At 55.0% G+C, this 16,443-nt stretch carries 8 protein-coding genes, 1 tRNA gene and 1 riboswitch; of the genes, 3 read left to right on the top strand and 6 right to left on the bottom strand.

The features are described from left to right. Window positions 1-66: 66 nt before the first annotated feature. From P8935_RS17595 to P8935_RS17615, 5 genes are all read right to left on the bottom strand, one after another. Window positions 67-231, bottom strand: coding sequence for a hypothetical protein (locus P8935_RS17595; protein WP_348261605.1), 165 nt, complete (start codon window positions 229-231; stop codon window positions 67-69). A gap of 359 nt (window positions 232-590) precedes the next feature. Then, entirely contained in the window at window positions 591-4,736 is a 4,146-nt protein-coding gene (locus tag P8935_RS17600; protein WP_348261606.1) for a carboxypeptidase regulatory-like domain-containing protein, read from the bottom strand. A 308-nt stretch (window positions 4,737-5,044) separates the two neighbouring features. Then, entirely contained in the window at window positions 5,045-7,543 is a 2,499-nt protein-coding gene (locus P8935_RS17605) for a TonB-dependent receptor plug domain-containing protein (RefSeq protein ID WP_348261607.1), read from the bottom strand. A 29-nt stretch (window positions 7,544-7,572) separates the two neighbouring features. Beyond that, window positions 7,573-7,791, bottom strand: a riboswitch (cobalamin riboswitch). 196 nt (window positions 7,792-7,987) lie between these two features. Further along, entirely contained in the window at window positions 7,988-9,496 is a 1,509-nt protein-coding gene (locus tag P8935_RS17610) for a protein kinase (RefSeq protein WP_348261608.1), read from the bottom strand. 281 nt (window positions 9,497-9,777) lie between these two features. Beyond that, a tRNA-Arg gene (locus tag P8935_RS17615) sits at window positions 9,778-9,854 on the bottom strand. Window positions 9,855-10,134: 280 nt separating this feature from the next. Here P8935_RS17615 and P8935_RS17620 point away from each other — a divergent pair. Next, the gene (locus P8935_RS17620; RefSeq protein ID WP_348261609.1) at window positions 10,135-11,046 is read left to right on the top strand and encodes a Ku protein; all 912 of its coding nucleotides are present in this window, start codon (window positions 10,135-10,137) and stop codon (window positions 11,044-11,046) included. Window positions 11,047-11,141: 95 nt separating this feature from the next. On the opposite strand, the gene P8935_RS17625 is transcribed toward P8935_RS17620, so the two are convergent. Further along, window positions 11,142-12,722 (bottom strand): alpha-amylase family glycosyl hydrolase, encoded by a 1,581-nt coding sequence (locus tag P8935_RS17625; protein ID WP_348261610.1) that lies wholly within the window; start codon window positions 12,720-12,722, stop codon window positions 11,142-11,144. Window positions 12,723-12,771: 49 nt separating this feature from the next. On the opposite strand from P8935_RS17625, the gene P8935_RS17630 reads away from it, so the two are divergent. Further along, entirely contained in the window at window positions 12,772-14,439 is a 1,668-nt protein-coding gene (locus tag P8935_RS17630; protein WP_348261611.1) for an alpha-amylase family protein, read from the top strand. 700 nt (window positions 14,440-15,139) lie between these two features. After that, window positions 15,140-16,261 (top strand): tetratricopeptide repeat protein, encoded by a 1,122-nt coding sequence (locus P8935_RS17635; protein ID WP_348261612.1) that lies wholly within the window; start codon window positions 15,140-15,142, stop codon window positions 16,259-16,261. Window positions 16,262-16,443 lie beyond the last annotated feature (182 nt).

The raw sequence follows: 16,443 nt of genomic DNA on the forward strand, positions 1-16,443 counted from the left end.
TGTTCTGACCATTTAGTTCAAGGGAATTGGCTGGCAGCCGGGGCTGCCATTTAGCGCCCCTTATCCCTAGGCGATGTGGCGGCGGACTTCGTTGATCGGCGTGGGGACGCTAACCGGTGCCGTTTTGGACTTCTGCGGCTGGAGCCAGCCTGCCGACAGCCATTTTTCAGGGACGCGGAACTCGGCGTTTCCACAGTCCAGGCATACCTGGATGTCGGGCTGAGGGGACATGGGCGGATGGCTCATCGTACGCGGGGCGTTGCGATAGAGCCGAATTTCAGCAGGGACCGTGGATAGGGCCCCGGACTTGCACTTGGGACAAACCATTGGACACCCCAAAGATTTATTGACCTGTGGAAAAACCAACTGTACTTGGGGTTCGGATCAAAGGGCAACAAAAAATGTGCAGTCAATGAAACTTTTGGTCATGCTCTCAATTGAAGAGGTTAATCCCAAGGGTACCGTTCCCGTATCAGGACGCCGCAGAAGCAGGTGGAGATTGGCGCTCTGCTGACGCCTAGATAAAGGAGCACTTTGCGGGCAAGCAAGAACGGGAGCCCGAGGGCTCCCGTTCTTGCTTGTGAACCGGTTTAGTAGGTGAAGTGAATGCCCATGGTAAAGGCCCGATTACCACCTATTGTTCCGGTGGCGGAACCGAAATTGGCCGCGTTGTTGGGGCATCCCTGAGTGTTGGAAATGGCAAGGGCTGCAAAGCAGGTCTTCTGGCCGACTGGGATCGTTGTTGGTAGTTGGGTCGTCTTCCCCGATCCAGTCGCATAGGGTACCTGATCGAGGTTGCCCAGAGCGGTTGCCTGATCCGTCGGATCGGGGCTCGTGACGATCTGGCCGTAATTGATGAAGTAACTCCCTGGTGTGCAGTTGAGATAGTTGTTGATTGACTCTTGGATTGCAGTATTGGAGCAAGCGTAGTTTTGACGAATCTGCGCCTGATCCTGCGGGATATCCAGACTCGTGGTGTTGGTTACGTTAAAGGCGTTCAGCTCATATTGAACTCTGATCTTCTCGGTTATGCGGAACGACTTGCGGATGGAAAGGTCGAGTCGCTTCTGCGCCGGCTGGCGGAAGATATTGCGTTGGCCGACGTTGAACGCTGTCTCGTAGATATCCTGCGGATCGTTCCCTGTGGACACGGGAACACCGAAGGTGCCAGGGGCCACGTAGTTGATTGCTATCTGTGTGGGATCGATGGTGGGTATATAGCTGCCGGCTGGACCGCGGAAGGAACCCTTGTTCCCGGTGAGCGCCCTCTTCGGGTGCTTGGGATCCTTGATGCCGAGAACTGGATTCATCAACGTTGGGAAGTTGCCAAAGTTGATGCTTCCGACGGCGCCGTAGAACTCATACAGCGAGTACGGTTCGCCGCTCTGCAGGATGCCCGTTCCGGTCAGATGCCAATCGTTGGCGAAATAAGATGCCAAGGAATGTGCGTTTGCGAGATTAGGCACCTCAACCTGGAAGTTGGCGCTGAAGACATGGGTGCGGTCGAAGTCCGACGAAGCCCATGAGTCGCGCAGCTTTTTTGGATCGTCGCCAGTGAAGAACAGACCAATATCGCTCTGCTCGTCGAGCGCGTGGCTCCAGGTATAGCTTCCGCCTACTTGAAAATGATGCGAGAGTCTCTTCTCTACGTGAGCTTCCAATGCGTCATAGGCGGAGATGCCCACTGATTTGAAGTCTGCGGCATTGGGACTGTAACCGACGAACGGGGCACGAAAATCCGTGTTGCCGCCGTCGAGAGTATTCCACGGTTCCCCGCTGATCGGATAGTAGTACTGGTAGTCATACGAGTCTGTGAAGAGATTGTTCTGGTTGAGCACGTCAAAGCCGTATGTCGACGTCTCTCCCCAGATAGGATTGGTGGAAGTAGCGATGCCGGGTTCGTTCAATGGAAGCGGAATAACCGAGTGTCGCCCTCGATTACCGGAATAGCCAAGAGTGACTGCCAGGTTATTGGTTGGCTGCCATTGAACATTGAGGGTGTAGTTGATGGTGTATGGAAGCACATTGCCCTTGTCATAGGCACCGAAATTCAGGGTTGCCGTGCAGTCCAGGTAGCCCGGATAGGCCTGGCTGTCGATGGCACCGCAAGCCTTGCCATACTGTGGGTCGGATGCAGGGCCGGTCATGATGTTGAGTTGGTTCTGGAGTGCCTGTTTGACGCTGCCGGGATCGGAACTGGGTTGAATGTAAGAACCGGGCGGATTCGACGTTACCGTGTGGAATCCTGTGCCCCACGGGTTGGACAGAGATCCTCCGTTGCCGTTGGCGTAGCTGACAAGCGGGGCCGACTCGGTGACACCAAAAGGACCCCCTATGGACCCCCCTGCTGGCTGCGAAAGATAGCTGATGAGTTCACCACGGTCGTAGTAAATGCCTCCGCCGCCGCTGATCACCAGGTTGCCATGGCCGATCTTGGGCGACCAGGCGAAGCCGACGCGCGGGGAGATGCCCCACTGGCGGCCAGTCAGAGTGGAGTCGCTGACACCATGTGTCGGATGGTATTTGTTATTTCCCGCCACGATAAAGCCTGCGTTGTTGACCGTGAATCCTGTGGTGCTGCTGCCAACTACGTCATAGACCTTGGGGTCGAAGTTGAACATGTTGCCATACTTTTCCGTCAAGCCTCCGTGATAGTCGTAACGGAAACCGGCTGTGACGCTCAAGTTCGGGAGTGCCTGCCATTTGTCCTGGAGATAACCAGAGAGTTCGTTGGAGCGATAGTAACGATCAGCGTTATTGCGTTTGCTCTGGGGGTCGATGCTCTGGATGATGTTTGCCGCGTGGACTTTGCCCTGCAGGAAATTGTCAAAGCTGCTGGAGGTAATCTCGGCAAATCCGTTGCGGTTGTTGGTGATGTTCAACTGGGTGTAGCTGTAGCCGCCGCCCGCCACAATGGTGTGCCTTCCAGCAGTGAAGATAAGGTTGGTGGAGGGGTTAAGACGGTTTTGATAGTAGCCCATATCGACGAAGGCTGTGAAAGGACCGACCGTCAGGCTGGGAGAGTACTGATTGCTATCTGCAAAGTTGTTGATGAGCAGGCCCGGCATTCCAGGTTGAAATGAGACGGGGACATTTGGATCCTGGGTGAAGCCGCCGCCGATACCGAAGTTGCCTCCTGAAACCGCCTGATTGAAGAAGGAGTATGACCCCATACGCACAAAGCCCAGCCGCTGCTCCCAGTTGAGGCGAGGACTGATTGAGATCGTGTTGTCAATCGCCGCTACTTGCGAGCCATTATTCTGGGTAACCGGAAAACCTCCGACTTGCGAGTAGCCGTAAGGCTTGGTAACGGGAGCATCCTGATAGAAGTACTTGGCTGAGAGCCGGTCTTTCTTAGTCAGGTCGTAATCGAGCGAGAGGGTTGCCTGATTCGACTTGAGGACCGAAGTACCGAGCAGAACTACGTTGGGAACGCCGTATGCATAGCTGCCCGTGCTCTGCGCAGACGGGATCATGTACTGTCCGTTAGGGAGCTTCGCATTGAGCAATGTGGCTGCAATAGGGTCAATATCGCCGGCCGCAGTTGATCCACCCCAGATCGCATCCGCTGCGGCGAGCCCTGCGTTGGAGCGGTCGTCCGTCAGACCGGAGGGAACGGTCATCTCTGAGAAACCGGTACCTTGATCGGAGTTGGAACGATATTGATAGCCGGCAAAGAAGAACAGCTTGTCTTTGATCACGGGGCCACCGACCGTGAATCCCGTGGTCCAGCGGGAGAGCCATGGATTGACCAGGGATCGGGGGAAGGCGCCTACGCCTTCCTGGCTCAGAAGATACGCCTGGTTGTCGAAGAACGGCGACGCGTTGAGAGAGTTGTTTGCGTAGCTGCCGTAGACTTGTCCATGCCAACTGTTGGTGCCCGTAACCGTGTTCACATCGATCTGGGCACCGCTTGTCGCACCCTGCTGCGCGTCATACATTGAAGCGTTCACGCGCAGTTCCTGCATGAACTCCGGCGGAGGGGATGGCAAGCTGTTGCCGTTCGAACCGTAAACGGATGTGCCGACGGCTGAACTGCTGCCCGCAGTCCCGCTGCCAATATTGAAGTTGTACCGCTGCGACGTCTCGCCGCTGGAACTCATGCCGTTAAAGAGGTTGGTCGAGTCCACGCCGTCCATCTGAAACGTATTCGAAGTGGCACGCTGGCCGTTGGCCCAGATGTTCTGGTTTCCGAGTCCTGAGTTGGAATCGAGGTTTGAGAGCAGTTCTGCATTTACGCCCGGTGAAAGCACGGCGACTTGGGTAAAGCTCCCAGTGGCAAGCGGAGTTTCGTCGATCTGGGCGCTGTCGAGCGTGTATCCGTTGGTTGCATCGGTGGCGTTCAGCAGCGGCGTGGCTGTCACTTCAACGGATTCGGAAACCTGGCCGACTTTCAGCGTCGCGTTCACGGTGGTGGCGCGCGCCTCCTGGACAGGTACTCCCTTCAACTGCGACGTTTCAAACCCCTCGTGGCTGACCTTGATCGAATAGGTGCCGATGGGGAGGTTGAACACCTGGAAGAAGCCTGTGCCTTGCGTGGTTGTTGACGTCGAATAATTGATGGCCGCGTCAGTCACGGTCACGGTTGCACCCGGTACAGCCGCGCCCGATGAGTCAACAACAGTTCCATTCAGCGAGCCCAGGGTCTGTTGAGCCAGACTGGACAGTGAAAAGAAGATTACGGCCAGGCAAACCAAGCCGTATTGTGTGGCACTCCTCCAAAAAGGTCGATTCATATGCTCCTCGTGGCAAACTTTGCGGTTAGCTCTTCAATTTGGGGAAAGCGGCTCTAACGGTGCCTCTTTCGGGCCCATTGCGCGAGAATTGCTTCCTACGACGAAACGAAGAAATTAGAAAGGGAAAGATCAGATTAGGAATAGTTTGTGGCATATCCCCCGTTTTTCCAAAGAGAATTTCCTATGACAACTCAGGATTTAAGACGTTCCTGTGGAAAAACGGGATCAATAAATTGACTGAATGAAAGGTGGGGAGCTCTTTTGCGCTGAGCCCAAGTTCCTGGGAAGGGTGAACCTTTAGACGAGTTCTACCGTGATGCCGACGGAGTGACGTTTGGCTTTTCCTTGCCCCACTGGAATTTCAAACCCAGACGAACACCAGTGGGCAAGCTGACGTAACCGATTGGAGCGATGTGCTGGTTGTTGGTCAGATTCTCCGCGAGCGCATAGAACCCTAGCCAATCGCGCAGCCGGATTGTGCCGCCAAAATCGAGCTTGGCATACCCATGGTCAAGGTTGCGGTTTGGCAGCAGCAGAGTGTTGCCTCCGTTAATGTCGTATCCCGCGAGGAAATCGGAATCGTCAGAGCGGCTGGCAAACGCGGAGTTAAATAGCATCGTGAGCCAGCTGTGCGAATAGCTCGCTGCAAAGAAACCCGCGTGGGGAGGCCGCCTGAATGGGCGGGCTCCCACCAGTGGCGCATAGGGACCGACCGGGATGCCGTTGAATGTGGGAACCGGTCCCAGCAGGTTTACATCATCGTTGGTATAGGAACGCTGAATAGTTGCATCGAGATAGGTATACCCGCCGCGAAGGAATATTGAACGTCCGATGCCACTCTCCATCGTGGCTTCGACACCCATTGCACGGTAAGCCTCGGTGTTCAGCGTGAGTTCGTATGCACCGTCTGCCTGCAACTGCTGTTCGAGAGCGATCTGCTGCGCCGAAGACAGATTTGGAAGTAGCTGCGGAATCAGATCGAGCCCGACGTATTCAATCTGGCGCCCGAATTCGTTGTGAAAGAAACTTGTCTTGAAAATCAGATGCTCGCTGAAGATCGCCTGTTCCAAGCCACCCTCATAAGTGCGTGAAGTCGGCGCGCCAATCGGCGAGATATGCATCTGCTGAATTGTCGTAGGACCGTCAGGAGGATTTTGCTCGAGGAATGTGTAGAGCGAGTAAAGCTGATCGGTTCCCGACGGTTCCCGCACTGCGTCACCGAAATTGAACATAAGTCGCGTGCCGCTCAGGACGCCCTTGCGGGGACGAAACGCATAAAAAGAAAGACCGGCACGCGGCGATGTCTGGACACCAAACAATGAATAATGCTCCAGGTCCCCGCCCAGCATGTAAAACAACCGGTTCTTGAAATCTCCGTGTACCGCAGCGCGGTAGTCATAGTTGGTGCGATGGATCGCACCGGTGTAGCGTTCGTCTTCGTATCCGAAGCCTATTTGCGCGGTTAGGTGTGGCGTAACGGTATAGTCTCCCTGATAAACAAGCGCATCGCGATTTGAAAATAACTGGTAACCCTGAGGATAGATTCCGCCAAAATCCATTAGCGCGCGACCACTCACTGCATATCCATTTGCGCCGGTAATTGTCACCTGGTCGCCAAAGCTGTCGCCGTACGCATCGAACACGCCTGCGCCCGTTTGCTCCCAGAGGTTGTACTGCTCGCGCTTGCGCGTTGCTCCGTAGCGCACCATGTTGTGGAAGTCCGCGGTTGTCTGGTTATCGATTGATCCGCTGATATACAGGTCCTGATCTTTCTCCGTGGCGTTATCCGCAAGGTGGTGAAATTCCCATGTGCCAGGAACGCCGGTACCATCGACGCCATAGTGCAGCGTGCCGCGAAGCTTCGTCGACCCGGTCGGTTGAAATCCCAGATTCGCACCTACAGTTCCAACGTGGTACTCGTCGTGAGGCAAATCATTTGCGGTCTGTTGCCAGCTATAGGCGCCCAGATAATCCAACTTGCCAAATGTGCCTGCCGCTTCCAGTTCCTCTCTCGAACTGATGAAACTGCCCCAGTCGCCGTGAAAGATCAGAGATGGAAAATCCGTTGTTCCATGGGGAGTGGTCATGCTAACAACGCCACTTTCGGCCCCCGCTCCATACAGGCTCGAATTCGGTCCGCGGTAAATTTCGCTTCGTTCCATCGCTGTTGTCGATTGAGGACCGAAATCGAATCGTCCGCCGAGATCACCGGCGTTCACACCGTCAATCAGTACCAAGTTGCCGTCTGAATTGCCGCCGCGCACAAACAGCGACGTCTGGGCACCGCGCTGACCTTCCTGTGCGACAAATGTTCCCGGCATCACGCGCAGCGAACTCACCAAGTCCTGATACGACTCCAATTCCGCGGGTCCAATCACGCTGGTAGCGGCACCGGTCTGAGGCTGCGGAGTGGGTGTTCCGGTTGCGGTCACCACGATTGACTCGTGTACCCACTCAGGCTCAAGAACGATGTTGCGCTCAATGTTGTCGAGTTGTCCCGCGTAGAAATCCGGCGTCTCAAGCTGACGAAACTTCGTGGCGGAGACCACCAGAAAAAATCGTCCGCGCATACCAGTCAGAATCTGATAGCTTCCGTCCGCTCCAGAGACTGCCGACCCCATAACCTGTCCGTTGGAAAGTAGATCAACGGTAGCACCGCTGACTCGCGCACCTGAAGCATCGGTGACGATACCGCGAATCGAGGCGGCATTTCCCGCGACGGCACATATGCACAAGAGCACGGCCGCAAAAATGTGTTTGGACGAAAGCAGGCTGATAAAAAAGCGCTGAAGCACGCGTAACGGCATGATGGCTCCTCGGTCCCCCTCGGGACGCAAGCTGGTTGGGCGCACAGGACCGGTCTCCTGACTTGCACCCTTTCCAGCCACCTTCCCGGAGCCAAGCTCCAGTGGTCCTAGCGAGCCATCGCCGTGTGAGACGACCTGGCTCCAGCTGGTTTCCTCATTCGACGATGGTCGAACAAGTGGCGCTCACAGTTGCGGGGCAGTGGCGGAATTTCACCGTCTTCCCGAGCATCCTGACGATTGCGATTTTGAGTTGCGCCGCTCACCTAATCGAGCAGCAGTGATGTCATCAATCCGATTTCGATGATATCAAGTTTTATGGCAGAAGCAGGAGACGAAGTCAAAAAAACGTCCCACCGAAGCAGGGATGAATATGGTGTGAACAGGGGCGAACTATGAGGCACTCAACCGCCCGAAGCCTGGCACGGTTGATCTGCGCCAGCGATGCTACAGTCTTTGCTCACGTTCAGCTGTGGCTTCGGTCTGGTTTCGTGCGAAATAAAACCGCAGCACCCATACACTGGGGCCAGGTTTGCCGTTCTGCATCGGGGGCGTGAATTGCCACGACCGCGCTGCACGCTCAGCGAGGCGCGCAAAATAATTTCCAGCACCCGGAGATATATATTCCACATTAGAAACGGCGCCATCCTTGTTGACAGACACTCGAACTTGCGCTTCAACGAGGATTGGATTCCCCTCGAATGCACCGGGGGACGCATTAGGTATCACCCGTTTGACAACGGAACCGTTGGTTTCGCCATTGATCGGCGTAGGACTCGCAGTGGAAGAAGATTTCGACAATGGCTTACTGGGTACGGACGTTTTTGGTGGTTCTAACTGAGCAGCGTCTTGCGATGGGTTTTCTGCAGCGGGCGTTTTGATTTCCGGCTCGGTTTGATGTGCAACTGGAGATACAGGAGCGGCGGACTGGTTGTCGGGAACCGGGGCGCTCGCAGTGGATGTGGAAGGTTGTTTCTCCTGGACAGAATCTCTAGATTCGGGCTTGGCGATTTGGCTCGTCACCGCAGATGGAGAATTGGCATTATGTCTGCGAACCAGCAAAAACGAGACGACAGCGAGTGCAGCAAGAAGGACAACTGCATACGGTAGCACTCGAAAGCGGGTCAGATGCGCTTCTTCAAACCGCTCAAACGATTTGGAGAAAAGTGCTGGATCCTCGGTCGTGGTTTCTGCCGGCAAGTGCGCATCGAGCTCGTCTGCAGGCTCGATTTCGCTGACGGGGGTTATTGTCGCGCCTGGAGCAATTTGCATTTTGACCGGAACCTGTGCGTTTGAATGATGTGTCTCATTGCTTTCATCGAGCCGTTGAAGAATGTTTTCAATGGTGCAACGGCGAACAGGATCCAGTTGCAGACAGTCCTGCACAATTTCGCGGAAGGGGCTCGGTAGGGACTGAACATTTTGCGCTCTCCCATTCTCCACCGAATCGAGAGAGAGGGGGGCATCCGTCATAGCTTCATACATAACCAACCCGACGGACCATGTATCTGCGACCGCGGACACGATGTCATGCTGCAGTTCGGGCGCATCGTAGAGGCCGGCGCCGGCGATCTTTCTCCTGACCGAACCGGCAATCAATACGTCGGCGACGGACAGCTTCGGTTTTGCGCTAGCGAACTGAATCGTCGACGGATTTACGTGACCGTGAATTACACCACTGTCATGAAGGTAGAGGAGTGCACTCAAAACCGGATTGAATATCTCTCTTGTGCGAGCTGCTTCCAGCATTCCGCCTCGCATGATCTTGGAGAGAGCGGCGTCAGAAGATTCGGTGACGACATATACCAGTTCACGATCATCCATGACGCACCGGCCCGCGTCCAGAATCTTCAGAATATGAGGGTGAGACAGGCCCTTAGTAAAAGTCCACTGAGCGAGAACTGAATCGGCCGCTTCGCCATCCGCAAGAATCATCTGGATAATTGCTGGCTGCATGCCTCCGAGGACGGTAAAAAATGAGCCACAATTCTCTAAGCCGCCGCGCCATTCAAGAAGCGGAAACTTCCCCTCGACGACACGTCCCTCCCACCCGCTACCGAAAGAAACTGTCCCCATGAGAGCCAATCTTATCCGACATCGAAGTAATTCCAAGCGAGCTGGGGCGGTCCAATCTGCATGTTGGTAACAGGCTCGCCGCCCGCTGAATTCTGTGATTTTGACCAAGGAAGTCGTGGCTTGATCTGCCGGATTCCTGCCACTGCGAAGCAAATCAAGAATGGTGACCCCGGGCCGATTCGAACGGCCGACCTGCGGTTTAGGAAACCGATGCTCTATCCATCTGAGCTACGGGGCCATGTAAATTGATCAACGGCCTTTAAAAACAGACGTTAATCTCAATTCGCGCTCACTCAAATGTTAGCATCGGCTCGCTTACACCCAGAAACCAGCCGTTAGCACAGCAATAAACATCTCATCAGATAGTTGAGAATTTGCTTAATAACTCGGTCGGACAAAGCCCGGCGAACACAAGGCGAAAGCCACATAAACTCTTCACTGTCATGACAAAAATGCAGTAAACTCCAATTCCCTGCTTGTCTTGCGGTTAACGCGCGGCAACTGTTCGGAGGTCCCAATTGGCACGTCCATATTGGTCAGGAAATATTCAGATCTCGCTTGTCTCATTCGGGGTGAGTCTATACGTCGCCACCGAGAGCAAAAGCCAGATCAGCTTCCACCAGATCAGCCGGAGCACTGGTGAGCGCATTCGCCACCAGAAGGTGTTGCAGAGCGCAGCCGAAAGCCAAGAGGCAACCACTGCGGTTGGAAACGACGAGATTGTGAAGGGCTACGAGTATAGCAAGGGCAAATACGTAATCATCGAACCCAGCGAACTCGAAAACCTTCGCATCCCTTCCAAGCACACCATTGCGGTGTCCCAGTTCATCAACGTGTCAGAACTAAATCCCGAGTACGTGGAGAAGCCATACTTTGTCACTCCGGAAAACGACATGCAGGCTGAGGCCTTTAATGTCGTGCGCCAGGCGCTGCGCAACAGTGGCAAGGCAGCCGTGGGTAAAGTATCTTTTGCCGGTCGCGAGAGTATCGTCGCCGTTCTTCCTGCGCCTGGCGACGACCGCGGCATGATGGCCTACACATTGCGCTACAAGAACGAGCTGCGGGATCAAACCGAGTATTTCCGCGACATCAAGCAGCCACCAATTAATGCCGATTCACTGCAACTGGCTGAAACCCTCATCACAAAAATGTCGGCCAAACTCGATATGGGAAAATTCGAAGACGGCTACGAGGTCGCTGTGAAGGCACTCGTCGAAGCCAAGATCAAGAACATGCCCCTGCCGGTCGATACAGCACCGAAACAGCAACCGGGCAACGTCATCAATCTTATGGATGCCCTGCGCAAGAGCGTGGGCGCCGATTCACGAACTGCCAAGAAACCACCGAAGAGCGAGAAAGAAGCTCTTGCTAAAAGCATCAGGCTTGTAAAAGGTCAGGCGAAAGCCAGTCCAAAACGCAAATCAGCTTGAGAACGACGTAAGTAAATATTCAGCAGAATCGCCGAGAAGATTCGGCGATTTTGTTTTTTCGCGATAGTGCCATACGGGCACGTTCTGGATCGAATTCAAAGCAGCTTTTCTGTGCTTTGGTCAAGCTGTATGACCACACCTTCAGCGGCTCTCAAGTGGAGCGAATCCTTTACCTGCTGTGCTTCACGATCGAGATAAGTACATACGAGAATCGTTCCCTGCCCTATCTCAACCTGCACTGGATTGTGGCTCATGTTGAGCAGCACCAGAAAATGTTCCTCCCCAACGCGCTGGAACCTTAAAACGCCGGAGTCGGCAGTAACGACGTCGAGCTTCGCTTTGACCAACGTTGGGTGGCTACGGCGCAGACCGATCAGACGGCGGTATAGGTGGAGAATTGAATCTTGATTCTGCTCGAGCGCTTCAACATTTAGGGATGCGTAATCATCGCCGATTGGCAGCCACGGCGAGGCGGCAGTAAACCCGGCACAATGCGAATCGTCCCACGGCATCGGAGTCCTCTCGGGGTCGCGTCCCTGTCCTAGGCCCGGCTCGTTTTTCTCGGCGGGATCTTGCACCTGTTCGGGAGCGATGGGAACGTTGGTCATGCCAAGCTCTTCGCCGTAATACATCGTCAGCGTTCCAGGAAGCGTGAGCAGCAGCATTGCCGCGACACGCGCCTGACTCGGACCAACCCTTGTCGCCATTCTCGGCTGATCGTGGTTCCCCAGCACCCAGTTTGGCCAAGCACCGATCGGCAGCGCACCCTCGTATCCCGTAATCACTTGCGCGACGGCTTCGGCACTCCACGCGCATTGCAGCAGCTGAAAATTGAAAGGCAGGTTGGCGCCTTTCAGACCCGCTCCGTAGTACGTCATCAACTGCTGCACAGGCAGATAGATCTCGCCTATCAGAACCCGATCTGGAAATTCATCTACAACGGCGCGCATTGCCGCGACCAGTTGGTGCACCTCAGGCCGATCTGAACTATAGACCGGAAGCAATCGATTGTTGGAGGGCTGGCCGAGCCGATATCCGGGGTTTGGCGGATTGTCGCGGAATTGATCGTCCTTGATCATCAGCCACATCACGTCTACGCGAAAACCATCTACTCCCAACCCAAGCCAGAATCGAAGCGCATCGAACATTGCGGCTTTCACGTCAGGGTTTCGCCAGTTCAAATCGGGCTGCTGCTTGAGGAAGGAGTGAAGGTAATACTGGCGCGTTGTCTCATCGAACTCCCAGGCAGAGCCCCCGAAGTTGCTCAGCCAGTTGCTGGGTTGGTCGCGCCACAGGTACCAATCCCGCTTTGGATTCATGCGGGAACTTCGACTTTCAATGAACCAAGGGTGGTAGTCCGAGGTGTGGTTGGGCACAAAATCCAGGATCATCCTCAGGCCGCGACTGTGAACCTCAGCGAGGAGATGCTTGAAGTCATCCATGGTTCCGAATATTGGATCGATGCCGCAGTAGTCGGCAACATCGTAGCCAAAGTCTGCCATGGGCGAGGGGTAGATCGGCGAGATCCAAACGGCGTCAACTCCAAGCTTGACCAGGTAGTCAAGGCGAGCAACGATCCCGTTCAGATCGCCGATCCCATCGCCATTGCTGTCTTGAAACGAGCGCGGATAAATCTCGTAAATTACGCTGTGCTGCCACCACGGGGACTTTTGCATCTGAACAAGTGCTCCTCTGGTTCAAACTTTCCGCCGAAAGGCTGTTCGCATGATTAACGATCTCTGGTACAAAAACGCAATTATTTACTCGCTGTCAGTGGCCACATATATGGATGCAAACGGTGACGGCGTTGGCGACTTTCAGGGCCTGATGCGCCGGCTTGATTATTTGCACGGGATGGGCATCACGACGCTTTGGTTGATGCCGTTTCAACCTTCTCCCTGCAAAGACGGCGGCTACGACATCGCTGACTACTATGGGGTCGATCCCCGGTACGGCACACTCGGCGACTTCGTTGAGTTCACAGAGGGCTGCAAACAGCGCGGAATTCGCGTTCTCATCGACCTCGTGGTGAACCACACTTCCAACGAACATCCATGGTTTCGCGAAGCATGCCGCGATCCGCAATCGAAATATCGAGAGTGGTATGTGTGGTCGAAGAAGAAGCCGAAGGATGCTGCTTCCGGTGTCGTTTTTCCCGGAGTGCAAAAGTCCACATGGAACTACGAGAAAACAGCGAAGTCATACTACTTTCATCGCTTTTATGATTTTCAGCCTGACCTCAACACCAGTAATCCCGAGGTGCAGGCCGAGATTCTGAAGATCATGGGCTTCTGGCTGCAACTTGGCGTCGATGGGTTTCGCATGGATGCGGTCCCGTTTGTGATTTCGACCAAAGGCGCCGACATGCCGCGACCACGCGAGAAATATGACATGCTCCGCAATTTCAGCGAGTTCCTAACTTGGCGCAAAAGCGGGGCGATCATCCTTGGAGAAGCAAATGTTCTTCCGGACACCGATCTTGAATACTTTGGCGATTTCGGCGAGCGACTGCAGATGATGTTCAATTTCGATGTCAACCAGCATCTGTTCTTCGCGCTGGCCAGTGGCGATCCCAAGCCGCTTATCAAGGCGATGGAAAACACCAAGTCACGACCAGCTACGGCGCAGTGGGGGCAGTTTCTGCGCAACCATGATGAATTGGATTTGGGGCGCCTCACAGAAAAACAACGGACGACGGTATTCGCTGCGTTCGGTCCTGAAAAGAACATGCAGCTCTACCATCGCGGTATCCGGCGGCGCCTTGCTCCTATGCTGCAGGGAGATCGGCGACGTATTGAACTTGCTTACAGTCTCATGATGACGCTTCCCGGAACCCCAGTGCTTCGGTACGGCGACGAAATCGGGATGGGCGATGATCTCCGGCTGCCAGAGCGCGAATGCGCGCGCACTCCGATGCAGTGGTCAACTGAACCCAATGGAGGCTTCACCAAAAAGGAGCACCCGATCTCGCCGGTGATCAGCGAAGGTGGATATGGGTTTCAACATGTCAATGTCGCTGCCCAGCGCCGCGATCCCAACTCGCTGCTGAACTGGATGGAGCGCATCATTCGCATGCGCAAGGAAGTCCCTGAGATTGGCTGGGGAGACTTCTCCTTCGTTAAGACGAAACAATCCTCTGTGCTCGCCATGCGCTATGACTGGCGAAACAACTCAGTGCTTTGCATGCACAACCTGAGCGCGGAACCGCAGGAGGTTGTTTTCTCAATTCGTGCGAAAGGCGAAGACAGCAGCACGCTAGTCAACCTGCTCTCGGAGGATCACAGCTATCCAGAGAAACAAGGCAGCAAGCACCGCATCCTTCTCGAACCGTATGGCTATCGCTGGTTCAGAATCGGTGGACTAGATTATTTGCTTAGGCGATCGGAGGTCTAATCAACGTTAGCTGCCCATCGCATCTATGGCTAAATTTGCTAGCAACGTTGAGACTTTCTCATCTTCAAAAGAACAGCCCGCCATGCGGCGGGCTGTTGAACGACTTTCTCTTACATTGATTCAAAGGAAGCAAATGGCGCGGAAACGCCACTCAAAGCCGAATGCTTACACTTGCCTCTATCAAGGCTAGGCCCATTTCCAACCAAGCCAATACATCCTTCGACCTATGACATTGCACTCTTTGGGGAGAAGCGACAGCATGGGCTAACCGCCTTCCAACGGCGAAAGCACGCAACCGGCTAAATTTCAGACAGATGAAGGACCCGTGCCTAGCCTGGGACGGAGGCGAAGCAGATCAGGGCCGCCTAGGAGGTCGACCCTGATCCTTGATGAACCCTCCCATGGGGGAGATAGGAAGGGTTTCCCGCAACACAAGGGTGTACCGAGATGGATGCCGCCGGAACTGGCACGGTTGCAGGCAGACACTTAGAAATCAGGCTACCGTATCTCTTGCTGTCTCGCGCACTTGGCGGGTGCCCCGGCTCGTGCCTTTCTTTGTAGTTGACCTGATAACATGAATTTCGCGGTGTGAGCCTGGCGATGCGCCGGACGTGACTTTCCCTTAGAGAGCCAGCCGGCGAAGTTTTTTGGGTGAATTCGTCTCACATCACAGAAAGATGTTGGGCACTTTCGGCAAAACGTGGCAACCACTGTCTTCCCCAGCCCGGCCGCTCGCGGCAATCTGCTCCTGGCCTTGATTCTCACGCTTCTGCCCACGCGTGCGCTCTGCGCTGCGCAGGAAACACAGGGCAGTTTTGAGGACCTTTCCGCGCGCGCGGCGGCCGCGCGCGATCAGCAAAACCTTCCTCTCGCCATCCAGCTCTATCAGCAGGCCGAGCAACTGAAACCTGACTGGCAAGAAGGCTGGTGGTATCTCGGGATGCTCCAATACAGTTCCAATCAGTTTCCAGGAGCCATCGACGCCTTTAGCCACCTTCTTGAATTGGCGCCAACTGCGGTGCCTGCCATGGCGCTGCGCGGCCTTTGCGAATTTGAAACGGGGGCTTACGAAGACTCGCTCCGCGACCTGGAGCAGGCCGTAGCCCACGGAGCTCTCAATCAGCCCCACAACGAAGAGATCATTCGCTTCCATCTCGCGCAATTGCTCGCTCATGCGGGGCGCTTCCAGGATGCGCTCGAGCAGTACCGCTTCTTTGCCGAACACCACGTCGACGCACCGGACCTGACGATCGGCATCGGCCTTGCAGGGATGCGTGATCCCACATTTCCGAAGGACGTCGCCGCCCAGACTCGCGAGCTCTATCAGGCCGTTGGCAATGCGGGATACATCTTCCTCTCCGGCGACAACGAGCAGGCAGATGCTTCATTCGCAGAGCTCTTTGTTCGCTTCCCCTCTACGCCCAATCTTCACTATTTCTATGGATTTCTGCTCTTTCCACATGATCCGGGTCTTGCGATCGATCAGTTCCACAGCGAACTTGCTACCAATCCCACTAATGAAACCGCCAATGCACTTCTTGCCTTCACCCTGGTGATTGCCGGGCGTTTCAGCGAAGCACTCGAGCCGGCGCAGCGCGCTTACGCGAAATCACCAGACACTGAGATTTCCCAACTGGCCCTCGGACGCTCACTCGCAGAGACCGGAGACACGAAGCGCGGTGCGGAATTGCTGAGCCAGGTCATCGCCCGTGATCCTCAAAATCTTGAGGCCCATCTTGGAATGATGTCGATCTATTCGCAAAGCGGAAACCGCGAAGAAGCCGAGCGGGAGCGAAAGGTCTGCCGTGATCTGGCGAAGTAGAGCAGTCTGCAATAAGGCCCTCCGCGTGGCTATCGCAGCCGCGATGGTACTTGTATTCTGCAGAGCTAATTCTGCATGGGCGCAACAGACAAAAGCCTCGGACAATGCGGTGACGTGCACTACTTGTCATGCGGGTGTAACCAAATCTTATGCAATTGCTCCAATGCGACATGCTATGGAGC

The organism is Telmatobacter sp. DSM 110680 (assembly GCF_039994875.1).
Taxonomy (GTDB): Bacteria; Acidobacteriota; Terriglobia; order Terriglobales; family Acidobacteriaceae; genus Telmatobacter.